Raw genomic sequence first — 15,591 nt, forward strand, 5'->3', positions numbered from 1 at the left:
CCGCAGCAACGAACCGGGGAGGCACGAGCGTGCCTCCCCGGTCCCAGTTCCACCCGTACGAGCGACGGCGTCAGCTTCTGCGTACGCCCTTGGCCAGTTCGCCCGCCAGTTCGCGTACGCCTTCGAGACCTGCGGCTTCGTCCTCCGCGTCCAGCATCCGCTTGACGAACGCGGATCCGACGATCACTCCGTCGGCGAACCCGGCGACCTCCGCGGCCTGTTCGGCGTTGGACACCCCGAGGCCCACACAGACCGGCAGGTCGCTGGTGGCGCGGGTGCGTTCCACCAGTTCCTGGGCCTGCTCGCCCACCGAGGTCCGGGTGCCGGTGACGCCCATCAGCGAGGCCGCGTAGACGAAGCCGGACCCGGCTGCGGTGATCGTCGCCAGCCGCTCGTCCTTGCTGCTCGGCGCGACGACGAAGACGGTCGCCAGACCGCGCTTCGTGGCGTGTTCGCGCCACAGGGCGGACTCCTGGACCGGCAGGTCCGGCAGGATGCAGCCGGCGCCGCCCGCCTCGGCGAGCTCGGTGGTGAAGCGCTCGACGCCGTACCGGTCGATGGGGTTCCAGTACGTCATGACGAGGATCGGCGCGCCCGTCGCCTCGTACGCCTCGCGCACCGTGCGCATGACGTCGGCGATCTTCACCCCGCCCTTGAGCGCGATGTCGTCGGCGGTCTGGATGACGGGTCCGTCGAGGACCGGGTCGCTGTGCGGCAGCCCCACCTCGACGATGTCGGCGCCGCCCGCGACGACGGCCTTGACGGCGGCGATCCCGCCGTCGACGGTGGGGAATCCGGCCGGCAGATAGGCGATGAGCGCGGCGCGCCCCTCGGCCTTCGCCCCGGCGAGTACCGCACTCAACAACGCTGTGTTCCCGCTCACTTGGCTGCCACCTCGGCATCTGCGTCGTACAGCCCGAAGTACCGGGCGGCGGTGTCCATGTCCTTGTCGCCACGGCCGGACAGATTGACCACGATCAGTCCGTCCTCGCCCAGCTCCTTGCCGAGGTCCAGCGCACCGGCCAGCGCGTGCGCGGACTCGATGGCCGGGATGATGCCCTCGGTGCGGGAGAGCAGCCGCAGCGCCTGCATGGCCTGGTCGTCGGTGATCGCGCGGTACTCGCCGCGGCCGACGTCCTTCAGATACGCGTGCTCCGGGCCGATGCCCGGGTAGTCGAGGCCCGCCGAGATCGAGTAGGGCTCGGTGATCTGGCCCTCCTCGTCCTGGAGCACGTACGAGCGTGAGCCGTGCAGGATGCCCGGTTCGCCCGCGGACAGGGTGGCCGCGTGCTCGCCGGTCTCGATGCCGTGCCCGGCGGGCTCGAACCCGACCAGGCGTACCCCGGTGTCCGGGATGAACGCGTGGAAGAGTCCGATGGCGTTGGAACCGCCGCCGACGCACGCGGCGACGGCGTCGGGCAGCCGTCCGGTCCGCTCCAGGATCTGCCGACGGGCCTCCACACCGATCACCCGGTGGAAGTCACGCACCATGGCGGGGAAGGGGTGCGGTCCCGCGACGGTGCCGAAGAGGTAGTGCGTACGGTCCACGTTGGCGACCCAGTCGCGGAACGCCTCGTTGATGGCGTCCTTGAGGGTGCGGCTGCCGGACTTCACGGCGACGACCTCGGCGCCGAGCATGCGCATCCGGGCGACGTTGAGCGCCTGGCGCTCGGTGTCGATCTCGCCCATGTAGATGGTGCATTCGAGGCCGAACAGGGCGCAGGCGGTCGCCGTGGCGACGCCGTGCTGTCCGGCGCCGGTCTCGGCGATGACGCGGGTCTTGCCCATCCGCTTGGTGAGCAGCGCCTGACCGAGCACGTTGTTGATCTTGTGGGATCCGGTGTGGTTGAGGTCCTCGCGCTTGAGGAACATCCGTACGCCACCGGCGTGTTCGGCGAAACGGGGCACCTCGGTGAGGGCGCTCGGCCGACCGGTGTAGTTGACCATGAGGTCGTTCAGCTCGGCCGCGAACGCCGGGTCGGCCTTCGCCCTGTCGTACTCGACGGCGACCTCGTCGACCGCGGCGACGAGCGCCTCGGGGATGAACTTGCCGCCGAAGTCACCGAAGTAGCCCTCGGCGCTGGGGATCCGGCCCTCGGGGTCCGGAATGAAGAATTCTGAAGACATGCGTGATCTCCGCAGGTACGTAAGGGGTGGTACGCAGGAGGTGAAAGGTGTTGCTGAGCTGTCCGCTCAGCGACGCCATCGCATGCCGTTGATCTGGCCGGGCTCGGAGCCGATGTGGTAGCGCACCCGTCGCCCGTGCACCCGCCGTGCGGGCGCACGGCAGCCGCGGGGCTTGCACCCACGCGAGAGACGGGCGATGGCCATGTGGGGTCAGTCCCGTCCGTGGCGCAGCGCCGGGTGGGCGCCCGCGGCGACGAGATCGGCGACGGCGGCCTTGGGGTCGCGGCCGGTGACCAGGGACTCGCCGACCAGGACGGCGTCGGCGCCCGCGTTCGCGTAGGCGATCAGGTCGTGCGGGCCGCGGACACCGGACTCGGCGATCTTGACGATGTGCGCGGGGATCTCGGGCGCGACGCGCTCGAAGGTGCCGCGGTCGACCTTGAGGTCCTTGAGGTTGCGCGCGTTGACCCCGATGATCCGGGCACCGGCCGCGACGGCCCGCTCGGCCTCGTCCTCGTCGTGCGCCTCGACCAGCGGGGTGAGGCCGATCGACTCGGCTCGCTCGATCAGCGAGACGAGCGCCTCCTGCTCCAGGGCGGCGACGATCAGCAGCACCAGGTCGGCGCCGTACGCGCGCGCCTCCCAGAGCTGGTACGCGGTGACGATGAAGTCCTTGCGCAGCACGGGGATGTCGACCTTGGCCCGGACGGCCTCCAGGTCGGCCAGCGAGCCGCCGAAGCGCCGCTGCTCGGTCAGCACGGAGATGACCGCGGCGCCGCCCGCCTCGTAGTCGGCGGCGAGCGCGGCGGGGTCGGCGATGGCGGCGAGCGCGCCCTTCGAGGGGCTGGAGCGCTTGACCTCGCAGATGACCTTGACGCTGTCACCGCGCAGCGCGGCGACGCCGTCCTTGGCCTGCGGGGCCTTCGCGGCGCGCGCCTTGAGCTCGTCGAGGCTGACGCTCGCCTGCCGCTCCGCGAGGTCGGCGCGTACGCCTTCGATGATCTCGTCGAGCACACTCACGCGAGCGGCCCCCTTCCGGGACGGTGTGGATGGATCAGGATCAGCCATGGCGATGGTATCCGTAGAAGGCGCCGGGCCCCGCATCCGGCCGAAGTGAGTTCACTCCGCGGACCTCCCCGGGACACCCGGGGGGCGCTCGGAAGGCGCTCGGAGGGCGCTCGCGCCGGGCGTTCACGGGGCCAGGAAGGAACCCAGGGGGAGGTTCCGTACGACCGAGAAGGCCAGGACCACGGCGCCGATCCCCCACCAGTACACGGGCCTGAGCGTGACCTGCGTCGGTCTGGCCCGTACGGCGCGAATCAGCCACCCCACCATCACCACGGCGAAGACGCCGTACCCGACGACGGCCAGCGCGTTGTCACCGAGCGCCGCCACCAGGTCGCCGTGGGCGACGGCGTGGGCGCTGCGCAGCCCGCCGCAGCCGGGGCAGTAGATGCCGGTCAGCGCGTAGAGCGGGCAGACCGGGTAGTGCCCGGGGTGGTTGGGGTCGACCGAGCCGACGTACGTGAACGCGGCGGCGACGGCGGCGAGGGTGCCGAGCGGGACGAGGAGACGCCGGGCCAGGGGCTCGGGGGCCGCGGGCCCGGGAGCGGGCACGGGAGCGCGGAGGGCGGCAGGCGCTGCGTAGGGATCCACCCGGTGATTGTCCCCGTTCGTGCGAGAAGGCGCAGCCCGTGACCGGACTGCGCCTCACATCGGAATCCGGTCTCAGCCCGCCTGCGCCTCGGAGGCCTGCAGCCTGGCCGCCGCGCTGGCCGCTGACTCCTTCGGCATGCCCAGGCCCGCGGCCTTCATCGCGAGGCCGACGACCCCGCCGAGAGCCACCACGACCAGTCCGGCAACGACCCCCACCGGGCTCGCCATCACCATGAAGGCGCCCGAGACGCAGAAGCCGATGAACGCGATGATGACGCCGGTCCAGGCGGCCGGGGTGTGTCCGTGGCTGGTGCCCGCCATGAGTTGCTCCTCGTTGCTGTGTGTCGAAGCCCTGTGTCGAAGCTCGCTTCCATTGTCGCGCACGGCGACCCCGGAGGATGAGCTGGGGGGTGAGCTGTCCGTCACGCTTCGCGGGTGGGGTCCTCGCCGCGGTCGAGCGCCTTCCAGATCTCCTCGGGCCGCTCGGGGTCCGGTGCCCTGCGGACCTGGCGGGGGCGCGGGGTGCCGTCACGCTCGTAGCGGCTGGACATGGCGGGCCACTGCTTGCCGTAGCGGAGCGCGAGCAGGCCGGCGAAGAGGATGAGCAGGCTGCCGAACGCGGCCACGTAGGGCCACGCCGTGTGGGAGAGCGCGTGGATGGTCGCTGCGGTGTTCCCGGCCGTGGTGGCGGCCTTCTCGTCCAGCGCGGAGTGGTCCCCGGCACCGAGGAAGGCGGCGACTGCCGCTCCGGCTCCGCAGAGGGCGAGCAGCGCGGAGACGAACAGCCGGCCGGCGCTGCGGACGGCGAAGACCGCGACGAGCGCGGCCAGACCGACGATCGCGAGGGCCGTGGGAACGCCGGTGACGTCGCCGCCGTCGGCCGTGAGCGGCAGGGCGCCGCCGCCGACGGAGGCCTTGCCCTCGGACCACGTCTGCCCGGAGGCGAGCAGGACGACGGCGGCTCCGGCTGCGCCGAGCAGCAGGGCGGTGGCAAGACTGCGGCGGCTGCCCGACGAGGCTGCGGCCGGTCCTGCTTCGGATCGGGGCGGGGGTACGGCACTCACGTACCCCACTATCCCTTACGCCTCGATTACCCCGCGAGGCGGTTCGCCGATCCGACCGCGCGGAGGACGGCCGCCGCCTTGTTGCGGCATTCGTTGTCCTCGGACACCGGATCGGAATCGGCGACGACACCGGCTCCGGCCTGCACGTACGCCGTTCCGTCGCGGAGCAGCGCGGTACGGATGGCGATGGCGGTGTCGGAGTCGCCCGCGAAGTCGAGATAGCCGACGCACCCGCCGTACAGTCCGCGCCGCGACGGCTCCAGCTCGTCGATGATCTGCATCGCGCGGGGCTTGGGCGCACCGGAGAGGGTGCCCGCGGGGAAGCAGGCGGTGAGGACGTCGAAGGCGGTGCGTCCGTCGGCGACGCGGCCGGTGACGGTGGAGACGATGTGCATGACGTGGGAGTACTTCTCGACGGACATGAAGTCGACGACCTCGACGGAGCCGGGGGCGCAGACCCGTCCCAGGTCGTTGCGGCCGAGGTCGACGAGCATCAGGTGCTCCGCCCGCTCCTTGGGGTCGGCGAGCAGTTCCTCGGCGAGGGCCTGGTCCTCCTGCGGGGTGGCGCCGCGGTGCCGGGTCCCGGCGATCGGGTGGACCATCGCCCGGCCGTCCTCGACCTTGACGAGCGCTTCGGGGCTGGATCCGACGACGTCGAAGCCGTCGAAGCGGAAGAGGTACATGTACGGCGAGGGGTTGGTCGCCCGCAGCACCCGGTAGACGTCCAACGCGCTTGCCGTGCAAGGGGTTTCGAAGCGCTGGGACGGCACGACCTGGAAGGCCTCACCGGCCCTGATGCGCTCCTTGATGTCCTCGACGGCGTTCTGGTAGTCGGGGCCGCCCCAGAGCGCGGTGTACTCGGGCAGCTCGGAGGCGGGAAGGGCCACCGGCGCGGTCTCGGTGGGGCGGGCGAGGTCCGCCTCCATCGCGTCGAGCCGGGCGACCGCGTCGGCGTACGCCTCGTCGACCCCGGTGTCGAGGTCGTTGTGGTTGATCGCGTTGGCGATCAGCAGGACGGATCCGCCCCAGTGGTCGAGCACCGCGAGGTCCGAGGTGAGCAGCATGGTCAGCTCGGGCAGCTTCAGGTCGTCGCGCTCGCCGGGGCCGACCTTCTCCAGCCGCCGCACGATGTCGTATCCGAGGTAGCCGACCATTCCACCGGTGAAGGGCGGCAGTCCGCCCGCCAGGTCGCGCGGGGTGTGCAGCGCGTCGACGGTGGCGCGGAGCGTCTGGAGCGGGTCTCCGTCTACGGGGACGCCGACCGGCGGGGTGCCTTCCCAGTGGGTGCGGCCGTCGCGCTCGGTGAGGGTGGCGGCGGACCGTACGCCGATGAAGGAGTAACGGGACCAGGAGCGGCCGTTCTCCGCGGATTCCAGCAGGAAGGTGCCGGGGCGCTCCGCGGCGAGCTTGCGGTAGAGACCCACCGGGGTGTCCCCGTCGGCGAGGAGTTTGCGGCTCACGGGGATGACGCGGCGGTCGGCGGCGAGCTGGCGGAAGGTCTCAAGATCCATGGCGGAAAGCTTAGGTGCCGCTGCGCCGGGGGGATCCATGCCGTCCCTGTTCCCACACCTTCGAGCGGTCTCCGAGCCTGCGGGGCTCCGGGACGCCTGCCCGCTACCCGAGCAGCACGTCCGCGTCGAAACACGTCCGGTCGCCCGTGTGGCAGGCCGCTCCGGTCTGGTCCACCTTCACCAGGATCGTGTCCGCGTCGCAGTCCAGTGCCACCGACTTCACCTGCTGGGTGTGCCCGGAGGTGTCGCCCTTGACCCAGTACTCCTGGCGGCTGCGGGACCAGTACGTGCAGCGGCCGGTGGTGAGCGTCCGGTGCAGGGCCTCGTCGTCCATCCAGCCGAGCATCAGTACCTCGCCGGTGTCGTACTGCTGGGCGACGGCCGGGACCAGGCCGTCGGCGTCGCGCTTGAGGCGGGCGGCTACGGCGGGGTCGAGATTGCTGGGGGGCGGCGTGCCGGGCGTACGGGTCATGTGTTCATTGTGCCGTGCCGGTGGGGCCGCGCAGGTCGCCGTCCACTGGGCGGAACGGGTCCGGCGGTCGTACGCTGGCGGGCATGTCGACCCATGCCAAACGCGAACGTCTTCTCCTCGCCGACCTGTTGGAGGCGGCGGGGCCCGATGCTCCGACGCTCTGCGAGGGGTGGCGGACCCGCGATCTCGCCGCCCATGTGGTGGTGCGCGAGCGCCGTCTCGACGCGGCGGGCGGGATCGTGATCGGCGCGCTCAAGGGGCGCCTGGACCGGGTGCACGGCGAGTTCGCCTCGAAGCCGTACGAGGAGCTGATCCAGCTGATCCGTACGGGTCCGCCGAAGTTCTCCCCGTACGCGCTCAAGCAGGTCGACGAGGGCGCCAACACCGTCGAGTTCTTCGTGCACGCCGAGGACGTCCGGAGGGCCCAGCCCGAGTGGTCGCCGCGTGAGCTGGACCCGGTCTTCGCCGAGACGCTGTGGAAGCGGCTGGAGAAGGCGGCCCGGCTGATGGGCCGGAAGGCCCCGGTGGGTCTGGTCCTGCGCCGTCCGGACGGTCAGACGGCCGTGGCCCACCGGGGTACGCCGGTGGTGACGGTGACCGGGGAGCCCGGTGAGCTGCTGATGTTCGCCTTCGGTCGGCAGGACGCGGCGAAGGTCGAGGTGGAGGGCGACAAGGACGCGTCCGCCAAGGCGATCGAGGCGAACCTCGGGATGTGAGCCGCGGGCCGGTCAGCGGCTCGGGGTTGCGAGCCGGGGGCCGGTCTGCGGATCGGGACGTGAGCCGCGGGCCGGTCAGCGGCTTCGGCACGTCGGCCTGGCCGTGGCCGGTCAGCGCGGGAGCTCCACCCGTCGCAGTACCCGCGACGCGAGTCCGATCAGCCCTCCCGAGGCGCAGACGGCCGCGCTGGCGACGAAGACCGGGCCGGTCCCCCAGGCCCCGATGGCCACACCGGTCACCGGGTAGCTGAGCGGTGCGATGCCGAGCGTGAAGAGGGTGGCGACCGAGGTGACGCGGCCCAGGTAGGCGGGCTCGGTCACCGACTGGAGCAGCGCTCCGCAGATCGCCCCGCTGAGCCCGGCCAGGGCCCCGACGAACACCCCGGCGAGGGCGGCGAGGGCCACCGACGGCGCGAAGGCCAGTCCGGTGGCGGCTGCCGCCCCGCCCACCAGGGCGAAGGACTGGACGAGCCCGGCGCGCGGTATTCGCCCCCGTACCGCGAGCAGCAGCGAGGCCGCTCCCGCGCCGATCCCGAAGGCGGCGACGATCCAGCCCATCCCGGACGCGCCCCAGCCGCGCTCCTTGGCGAGCAGGGTGAGGCCGACGTTGAGCGGCCCGGTGAAGCCCAGTTCGCCGACGGCGATGACGAGCATCAGCGGGGCCAGTACGTGGTGCCGGCGTATGTAGCGCAGTCCGCCGACCAGCTCTCGCCAGGCCGTCACCTCGCCGCCGTCCTCGGCCGGAGCGGCGTCGGCGGTGGCGGTGGCGTCGGCGGCGGTGGCGGGCAGCGGGGCCATCCGTACCGCGAGCAGCAGGACCAGGGAGACGGCGAAGAGCCCGCCCGCGACGGTGAAGGCGGCGACGGATCCGCCGAGGGCGACCGCGAGCCCGCCGATCGGCGCCCCGGTGACATCGGCGACGCGGGAGGCGAGTCCGCGCAGGCCCTGGACGCGGCCGAGCTGGCCGGGTGTGGTGATGCGCGGCGGCAGCGCGCCGACGGCGGGCAGGAACAGTGCGTCCACCACGCCGAAGACCAGCGCGATCGCGATCAGCAGCCCGAGTGCGGGTCCGGTGAGCAGCAGGCAGGCGGCCGTCCCGAGGATGATCACGGTGCGGGCCGCGTCGCTGCCGATGACGACCCGGCGCGGGCCGAACCGGTCGGCGACGACTCCCCCGCCGAGCATCAGCAGGGCGCGGGGGACAGCGCCGACGGCGAGGACCAGACCGGCCTGCGCGGCGCTGCCGGAGCGGGCCGCGGCCCAGGCCAGTGCCAGGTAGTAGACGTTGTCGCCGACCGTCGACGCGGTGTAGGCGCCGAGCCAGCGCATGATGTTGCCGTCGCGGTGGGCGGGCCGTTCCACGGGGGCCGTGGGGACGGCTGCGGTGGTCGCGTGCATGCCGGGGTCCTCTCGGGTGCTCAGCGTCGGGTGCTCAGGTGCGGGGGCATAGCTGCGGGGGCTCAGGTGCAGGGGCTCAGTTGCGGAACGGGAAGCCGTACAGGTGGAGGGCGACGTTCTCCCGTCCGTCCGTCTCACCGGCCCGCTCGGCCGCGCGGGCGCTGTCGCTGTGCTTCTGGATCAGCTCGTCCATCTCCCGGCTGAGCGCGGCGAGTTCACCGGCGGTGAACCGGGGCAGGTACTCGCTGCTGAAGGCGGCGCTGCGCCACTCGGCGGGCCAGACGGACTGGGCGTCGAGGTAGCCCCGGTACATCTCGCTGTGCTGGTCGAAGGAGAGCCGGCTGACGGCCGCATGCGTGGCGGCCCGCTCCGGGGCGTCGCTGAAGTCCTCGTCCCGGTAGGTCAGGGACTGCGAGGCGACCTGCCACCACCGCTCCCTGGCGTCGCCGCTCTGCGTCTCGGCGGGCTCGATCAGCCCGTGGTCGGCGAGCTTGCGCAGGTGGTAGCTGACCAGCGAGACGGCCTCGTCGACCTGGTCGGCGAGCTGGGAGGCGGTGGCGGTACGGGCGATGTAGAGCGCGCGGTAGAGCCGCATGCGCAGCGGGTGCCCGAAGGCCTTGAGGGTGTCGAGGTCGGTGATCCTGCGCGGTTCCTGCGGTGTGTCGGCCATGCCCTCACGGTAGGTGGGAAAGAAAAGTTGTGCAATAAATGTTGCGCAACTTCTGTTGCGGATTCTCCGAACGAAAACCCCCTGGCCCGAGGGACCAGGGGGTTTCTCCGCGACAGCGGCAGCTCTACCGCACCGGGTGACCGGCTTCCCGCAGTGCGTCCTTGACCTGCGAGATCCGCAGGTCACCGAAGTGGAAGACGGACGCGGCGAGCACCGCGTCGGCGCCGGCGGCGATCGCGGGCGGGAAGTGGTCCAGGGTGCCCGCGCCGCCGCTCGCGATGACCGGGACGGTCACGTGCTTGCGTACGGCAGTGATCATCTCGGTGTCGTAGCCGTCCTTGGTGCCGTCGGCGTCCATCGAGTTGAGCAGGATCTCGCCCGCGCCCAGCTCGGCGGCCCGGTGCGCCCATTCGACGGCGTCGATGCCGGTGCCCCGGCGACCGCCGTGCGTGGTGACCTCGAAGGATCCGTCGGCGCCGCGGCGGGCGTCGACCGACAGGACCAGCACCTGGCGGCCGAAGCGTTCGGCGATCTCGCGGATGAGTTCGGGGCGGGCGATGGCCGCGGTGTTCACCCCGACCTTGTCCGCGCCCGCGCGCAGCAGCTTGTCGACGTCCTCCGCGGTCCGCACCCCGCCACCGACGGTGAGCGGGATGAAGACCTGCTCGGCGGTGCGGCGCACCACGTCGTACGTGGTCTCGCGGTTGCCGGACGACGCGGTGATGTCCAGGAAGGTCAGCTCGTCGGCGCCCTCGGCGTCGTACAGCTTGGCCATCTCGACGGGGTCGCCCGCGTCGCGCAGGTTCTGGAAGTTGACGCCCTTGACGACGCGGCCGTTGTCCACGTCCAGGCAGGGGATGACCCGTACGGCGAGTGTCATGCCGCTCCTCCCCGGTACGCCTCGACCTCGACCTCGACGACCAGGCTGGGGTCGATGAGGCCGGCGACGATGACCATCGTCGCGGCCGGGCGCACCTCGTCGAACAGTTCCTTGTGGGCGCGGCCGACGTCCTGGACGTCCCGGGCGTGGGTGACGTACATCCGGGTACGGACCACGTCCGCGACGCCGAGGCCGAGTTCCTTGAGCGCGTCGAAGGCCGTGCCGAACGCGGCGACGGCCTGTTCGTAGGGGCCGCCCTCCGCGATCCGGCCGTTGGCCATGGCGGTGCAGCCGGCGACCAGGACCAGGCCGTTGGGGAGTTCCACCGCGCGGGAGTAGCCGATGGAATCCTCCCAGGGGCCACCCGACGCGATCCTGCGGACCTCCGTCATGACGACACCGCTTCGATGGCCTCTTCCAGGGTGAACGCCTTGGCGTACAGCGCCTTGCCGACGATCGCGCCCTCCACGCCGGTGGGGACGAGCGCGGAGATGGCCCTCAGGTCGTCGAGCGAGGAGACGCCGCCGGAGGCGACGACGGGCTTGTCGGTGGCGGCGCAGACGTTCTTCAGGAGCTCCAGGTTGGGGCCCTGGAGTGTGCCGTCCTTGGCGATGTCGGTGACGACGTAGCGGGCGCAGCCCTCGGAGTCGAGTCGGGCGAGGGTCTCGTAGAGGTCTCCGCCGTCCCGGGTCCAGCCCCGTCCGCGCAGGGTCGTGCCGCGTACGTCGAGGCCGACCGCGATCTTGTCGCCGTGCTCGGCGATGATCTTCGCGACCCACTCGGGGGTCTCCAGCGCGGCGGTGCCCAGGTTGACCCGGGTGCAGCCGGTGGCGAGCGCGGCGGCCAGCGAGGCGTCGTCGCGGATGCCGCCCGACAGCTCGACCTTGATGTCCATGGCCGCCGACACCTCGGCGATCAGCTTCCGGTTGTCGCCGGTGCCGAAGGCGGCGTCGAGGTCCACCAGGTGCAGCCACTCGGCGCCCGCGCGCTGCCAGGCGAGCGCGGCTTCGAGGGGCGAGCCGTAGGAGGTCTCGGAGCCCGACTCGCCGTGGACGAGGCGGACCGCCTGGCCGTCACGGACATCGACGGCCGGGAGGAGTTCGAGCTTCTTCTGCAAGGCGGACATCACAGGGTTCCGATCCAGTTGGTCAGCAGCTGGGCGCCGGCGTCGCCGGACTTCTCGGGGTGGAACTGGGTGGCCCACAGCGCGCCGTTCTCGACCGCCGCCACGAAGCGCTCCCCGTGGGTGGCCCAGGTGACGCGGGGCGAGCGGATCCGGGCGTTGGTGACTTCGAGGGACCAGTCGTGCGCCGCGTAGGAGTGCACGAAGTAGAAACGCGCCTCGGCGTCGAGCCCGGCGAAGAGCTGCGAGTCGGCAGGGGACTCGACGGTGTTCCACCCCATGTGCGGTACGACGTCGGCCTTGAGCGGGCCGACCGTGCCGGGCCACTCGTCGAGCCCCTCGGTCTCCACGCCGTGCTCGATGCCGCGCTCGAAGAGGATCTGCATCCCGACGCAGATGCCCATGACGGGGCGGCCACCGGAGAGCCTGCGGCCCACGATCCAGTCGCCGCGGGCCTCCTTGAGGCCCTTCATGCAGGCGGCGAACGCGCCGACGCCGGGGACCAGCAGCCCCTCGGCGTTCATCGCCCGGTCGAAGTCACGGGTGATCTCGACGTCCGCGCCGACATGCGCGAGCGCCCGCTCCGCGGAGCGGACATTGCCGAAGCCGTAGTCGAGTACGACGACCTTCTTCGGTGTGCTCATGTCGTCCAGATTCCCTGGATGCGCATCACACCCGCGGCCAGGCACATCACGGCGCCGATGGAGAGCAGCACAATGAGGCCCGCGGGCATCTTCTGCTTGGCGAAGGAGTAGACGCCGCCGGCGAGGAAGAGGCCGACGACGATGAGAATGGTGTTGAGGCCAGTCATGCTTACAGCGCGCCCTTGGTAGAAGGAAGGATGCCCGCTGCTCGCGGGTCGTGCTCGGACGCGTAACGCAGCGCCCGCGCCAGGGCCTTGAACTGGCACTCCACGATGTGGTGGGCGTTGCGCCCGTACGGTACGTGGACGTGCAGTGCGATCTGCGCCTGGGCGACGAAGGACTCCAGGATGTGCCGGGTCATCGTCGTGTCGTACGCGCCGATCATCGGAGCCATGTTCTCCGGCTCGGTGTGCACCAGGTACGGGCGGCCCGAGAGGTCCACGGTGACCTGGGCGAGCGACTCGTCCAGCGGCACCGTGCAGTTGCCGAAGCGGTAGATCCCGACCTTGTCGCCGAGCGCCTGCTTGAAGGCGGCGCCGATCGCGAGGGCGGTGTCCTCGATGGTGTGGTGGGAATCGATGTGCAGGTCGCCGTCGGTCTTGACCGTGAGGTCGAAGAGGCCGTGGCGGCCGAGCTGGTCGAGCATGTGGTCGTAGAAGCCGACGCCTGTCGACACATCGACCTTGCCGGTGCCGTCGAGATTGATCTCGACGACGACCGAGGTCTCCTTGGTGGTGCGTTCCACCCGTCCGATGCGGCCCACGCGGGTCATGCGGTGATCTCCTTGTGCAGTGCGCGTGCCGCTTCGAGGAACGCGTCGTTCTCAGCCGGGGTGCCCACGGAGACCCGCAGCCACCCGGGAACCCCGTTGTCCCTGATGAGGACCCCGTGGTCGAGGATGGTCCGCCAGGCGGCACGGGCGTCGTCGAACCGGCCGAACTGGATGAAGTTCGCGTCGGACGCGGTGACTTCGTATCCGGCCGCGCGCAGCTCGACGACGATCCGGTCGCGCTCCGCCTTCAGCTGCTCGACGTACTGGAGCAGCGTATCGGTGTGCTCCAGGGCGGCGAGCGCGGTGGCCTGGGTGACGGACGAGAGGTGGTACGGCAGCCGCACCAGCTGGACGGCGTCGACGACCGCGGGGTCCGCGGCGAGGTAGCCGAGCCGCAGTCCGGCGGCGCCGAACGCCTTGGACATGGTGCGGGAGAGCACCAGGTTCGGGCGGCCCTCGATCAGCGGGAGCAGCGAGGGAGCGTGGCTGAATTCGCCGTACGCCTCGTCCACCACGACCATCGAGGGGCCCGCCGCCTGCGCGGCCTCGTACAGCGCGAGGACCGTACCGGCGTCGACCGCGGTGCCGGTGGGGTTGTTCGGCGAGGTGATGAAGACGACGTCCGGCCGGTTCTCGGCGATGGAGCGGGTCGCCGCCGCGACGTCGATGGTGAAGTCCTCGTGGCGCGGGCCGGAGATCCAGCCGGTGCCGGTGCCGCGCGCGATGAGCGCGTGCATCGAGTACGAGGGCTCGAAGCCGATCGCCGTGCGCCCCGGTCCGCCGAAGGTCTGGAGCAGCTGCTGGATGACCTCGTTGGAGCCGTTCGCCGCCCAGACGTGGGCGGCGGTGACCTCGTGTCCGGCGGTGCGGCTGAGGTACTTGGCCAGCTCGGTGCGCAGCTCGACCGCTTCCCGGTCCGGGTAGCGGTTGAGGGTGCGGGCCGCCTCCCGGACGCGTTCGGCGATCCGGTCGACCAGCGCCTCGGGCAGCGGGTACGGGTTCTCGTTGGTGTTCAGCCGTACCGGGACGTCCAACTGGGGCGCCCCGTAAGGCGACTGGCCGCGCAGTTCGTCGCGTACGGGCAGGTCGTCGATGCGGGTCATGCGGTCGGCACCTGCCATCCGAACCGGGCCTTGAGCGCCGCGCCGTGCGCGGGCAGGTCCTCGGCCTCGGCGAGCGTCACCACGTGGTGGGTGACCTCGGCGAGTGCGTCGCGGGTGTAGTCGACGATGTGGATGCCGCGCAGGAACGACTGGACGGAGAGGCCCGAGGAGTGGCAGGCGCAGCCGCCGGTGGGCAGCACGTGGTTGGACCCGGCGCAGTAGTCGCCGAGCGAGACCGGGGCCCACGGGCCGACGAAGACCGCTCCGGCGTTGCGGACCCGGGCGGCCACCGCGGCGGCGTCGGCGGTCTGGATCTCCAGGTGTTCGGCGCCGTACGCGTCGACGACCCGCAGGCCGTCGTCGACCGAGTCGACCAGGACGATCGCGGACTGCCTGCCCTCCAGGGCGGGGACGATCCGGTCCTCGATGTGCTTGGACGCGGCGACCTGCGGGGCGAGCTCCTTCTCGACCGCGTCGGCGAGCTCCGCCGAGTCGGTGACCAGGACGGCGGCGGCCAGCGGGTCGTGCTCGGCCTGGCTGATCAGGTCGGCGGCGACGTGCACGGGGTCGGCGGTGGAGTCGGCGAGGACCGCGATCTCGGTCGGGCCCGCTTCGGCGTCGATCCCGATCCGGCCGGTGAAGTACCGCTTGGCGGCGGCGACCCAGATGTTCCCGGGGCCGGTGACCATGTTGACCGGGGGGCAGGACTCGGTGCCGTACGCGAACATCGCGACGGCCGTGGCGCCGCCCGCCGCGTACACCTCGTCGATGCCGAGCAGCGCGCAGGCCGCCAGGATCGTGGGGTGCGGCAGCCCGCCGAACTCGGCCTGGGCCGGGGACGCGAGCGCGATGGACTCGACGCCCGCCTCCTGCGCGGGGACCACGTTCATGATCACGGAGGAGGGGTAGACGGAGCGTCCGCCCGGCGCGTACAGCCCGACACGCTCGACCGGTACCCACTTCTCGGTCACTTTGCCACCGGGAACGACCTGGGTGGTGTGCTCGCTGCGGCGCTGCGCGGCGTGCACCAGCCTGGCGCGCCGGACCGACTCCTCCAGCGCCGCCCGTACCTCCGGGTCGAGCTGTTCCAGGGCGGTCCGCAGCGCTTCGGCGGGCACCCGTACCTGTGCCAGACGCACTCCGTCGAACCGCTCCGCGTACTCGACCAGCGCCGCGTCACCGCGATGGTGCACGTCCTCGCAGATCGGCCGCACCTTTTCCAGGGCGGCGCTCACGTCGAAGTCGGCACGGGGCAGCAGGTCACGCAGGGCGCCACCCTCGGGGAGGGCACCGTCGCGCAGATCGATTCGGGAGATCATGCAACCAATTCTCTCAGACCGCCCGGGGCGTCCGGTCGCCTGTATCAGTGGCTGATACACACCCAGCCCCCCGAAGGTGACCATTAGCGTTCACTCCATCACTCGTGGGCAGGAGGGGGCGGCAGTGACCGAAGCG

General features: G+C 71.6%; 20 protein-coding genes. 1 reads left to right on the plus strand and 19 read right to left on the minus strand.

The features are described from left to right. Window positions 1-70: 70 nt before the first annotated feature. The 9 genes from trpA to hisI form a co-directional block, all read right to left on the minus strand. Window positions 71-883 (minus strand): tryptophan synthase subunit alpha, encoded by an 813-nt coding sequence (trpA, locus tag OG709_RS08175; protein WP_250303749.1) that lies wholly within the window; start codon window positions 881-883, stop codon window positions 71-73. Beyond that, window positions 880-2,127, minus strand: a complete 1,248-nt coding sequence (gene trpB, locus OG709_RS08180) for a tryptophan synthase subunit beta (protein WP_266643597.1) — start codon at window positions 2,125-2,127, stop codon at window positions 880-882. Before trpB ends, trpA begins: the two co-directional genes overlap by 4 nt. A gap of 66 nt (window positions 2,128-2,193) precedes the next feature. Beyond that, window positions 2,194-2,331, minus strand: coding sequence for a tryptophan biosynthesis modulator TrpM (gene trpM / locus OG709_RS36030; protein WP_368078203.1), 138 nt, complete (start codon window positions 2,329-2,331; stop codon window positions 2,194-2,196). A 6-nt stretch (window positions 2,332-2,337) separates the two neighbouring features. Next, window positions 2,338-3,147 carry an indole-3-glycerol phosphate synthase TrpC gene (trpC, locus tag OG709_RS08185; RefSeq protein ID WP_250303747.1) on the minus strand — a complete coding sequence of 270 codons (810 nt, stop codon included), beginning with the start codon at window positions 3,145-3,147 and terminating at the stop codon, window positions 2,338-2,340. Between the two features lie 171 nt (window positions 3,148-3,318). Then, window positions 3,319-3,783: a DUF2752 domain-containing protein gene (locus OG709_RS08190; protein ID WP_374211330.1), complete on the minus strand. Its 465-nt coding sequence runs from the start codon at window positions 3,781-3,783 to the stop codon at window positions 3,319-3,321. A gap of 72 nt (window positions 3,784-3,855) precedes the next feature. Then, complete coding sequence (locus tag OG709_RS08195; protein WP_250303746.1) at window positions 3,856-4,104, minus strand: HGxxPAAW family protein; 249 nt, start codon at window positions 4,102-4,104, stop codon at window positions 3,856-3,858. A 101-nt stretch (window positions 4,105-4,205) separates the two neighbouring features. Next, window positions 4,206-4,856 carry a TIGR02234 family membrane protein gene (locus OG709_RS08200; RefSeq protein WP_250303745.1) on the minus strand — a complete coding sequence of 217 codons (651 nt, stop codon included), beginning with the start codon at window positions 4,854-4,856 and terminating at the stop codon, window positions 4,206-4,208. Window positions 4,857-4,873: 17 nt separating this feature from the next. Next, window positions 4,874-6,358, minus strand: a complete 1,485-nt coding sequence (locus OG709_RS08205; protein ID WP_266643596.1) for an anthranilate synthase component I — start codon at window positions 6,356-6,358, stop codon at window positions 4,874-4,876. Between the two features lie 103 nt (window positions 6,359-6,461). Beyond that, complete coding sequence (hisI, locus tag OG709_RS08210) at window positions 6,462-6,830, minus strand: phosphoribosyl-AMP cyclohydrolase (protein ID WP_266643594.1); 369 nt, start codon at window positions 6,828-6,830, stop codon at window positions 6,462-6,464. 83 nt (window positions 6,831-6,913) lie between these two features. On the opposite strand from hisI, the gene OG709_RS08215 reads away from it, so the two are divergent. Beyond that, entirely contained in the window at window positions 6,914-7,546 is a 633-nt protein-coding gene (locus OG709_RS08215) for a TIGR03085 family metal-binding protein (protein ID WP_266643593.1), read from the plus strand. Window positions 7,547-7,657: 111 nt separating this feature from the next. Here OG709_RS08215 and OG709_RS08220 read toward each other — a convergent pair whose 3' ends face one another. The 10 genes from OG709_RS08220 to hisD all read right to left on the minus strand — a co-directional run bounded on the left by OG709_RS08220 (window position 7,658) and on the right by hisD (window position 15,455). Next, window positions 7,658-8,944, minus strand: coding sequence for an MFS transporter (locus OG709_RS08220; protein WP_266643592.1), 1,287 nt, complete (start codon window positions 8,942-8,944; stop codon window positions 7,658-7,660). 76 nt (window positions 8,945-9,020) lie between these two features. Continuing rightward, on the minus strand, window positions 9,021-9,614 hold the full coding sequence (locus OG709_RS08225) for a winged helix-turn-helix domain-containing protein (protein WP_250303740.1): 594 nt from the start codon (window positions 9,612-9,614) through the stop codon (window positions 9,021-9,023). A gap of 124 nt (window positions 9,615-9,738) precedes the next feature. Continuing rightward, window positions 9,739-10,494 carry an imidazole glycerol phosphate synthase subunit HisF gene (gene hisF / locus OG709_RS08230; protein WP_250303739.1) on the minus strand — a complete coding sequence of 252 codons (756 nt, stop codon included), beginning with the start codon at window positions 10,492-10,494 and terminating at the stop codon, window positions 9,739-9,741. Then, entirely contained in the window at window positions 10,491-10,886 is a 396-nt protein-coding gene (locus OG709_RS08235) for a RidA family protein (RefSeq protein ID WP_250303738.1), read from the minus strand. The genes hisF and OG709_RS08235 overlap by 4 nt, the downstream gene beginning before the upstream one ends. After that, on the minus strand, window positions 10,883-11,620 hold the full coding sequence (gene priA / locus OG709_RS08240; protein ID WP_250303737.1) for a bifunctional 1-(5-phosphoribosyl)-5-((5-phosphoribosylamino)methylideneamino)imidazole-4-carboxamide isomerase/phosphoribosylanthranilate isomerase PriA: 738 nt from the start codon (window positions 11,618-11,620) through the stop codon (window positions 10,883-10,885). Before priA ends, OG709_RS08235 begins: the two co-directional genes overlap by 4 nt. Continuing rightward, on the minus strand, window positions 11,620-12,261 hold the full coding sequence (gene hisH / locus OG709_RS08245; protein WP_250303736.1) for an imidazole glycerol phosphate synthase subunit HisH: 642 nt from the start codon (window positions 12,259-12,261) through the stop codon (window positions 11,620-11,622). Before hisH ends, priA begins: the two co-directional genes overlap by 1 nt. Then, a complete protein-coding gene (locus tag OG709_RS08250) occupies window positions 12,258-12,428 on the minus strand; it encodes a hypothetical protein (RefSeq protein ID WP_250303735.1) in 171 nt (56 codons plus the stop codon). Before OG709_RS08250 ends, hisH begins: the two co-directional genes overlap by 4 nt. A gap of 2 nt (window positions 12,429-12,430) precedes the next feature. Then, on the minus strand, window positions 12,431-13,024 hold the full coding sequence (hisB, locus tag OG709_RS08255; protein ID WP_250303871.1) for an imidazoleglycerol-phosphate dehydratase HisB: 594 nt from the start codon (window positions 13,022-13,024) through the stop codon (window positions 12,431-12,433). 5 nt (window positions 13,025-13,029) lie between these two features. Next, entirely contained in the window at window positions 13,030-14,136 is a 1,107-nt protein-coding gene (locus tag OG709_RS08260; RefSeq protein ID WP_250303734.1) for a histidinol-phosphate transaminase, read from the minus strand. Beyond that, complete coding sequence (gene hisD / locus OG709_RS08265; RefSeq protein WP_250303733.1) at window positions 14,133-15,455, minus strand: histidinol dehydrogenase; 1,323 nt, start codon at window positions 15,453-15,455, stop codon at window positions 14,133-14,135. Before hisD ends, OG709_RS08260 begins: the two co-directional genes overlap by 4 nt. Window positions 15,456-15,591: the final 136 nt, after the last annotated feature.

Origin of the sequence: Streptomyces sp. NBC_01267 (assembly GCF_036241575.1) — a bacterium.
Lineage (GTDB): Bacteria > Actinomycetota > Actinomycetes > Streptomycetales > Streptomycetaceae > Streptomyces.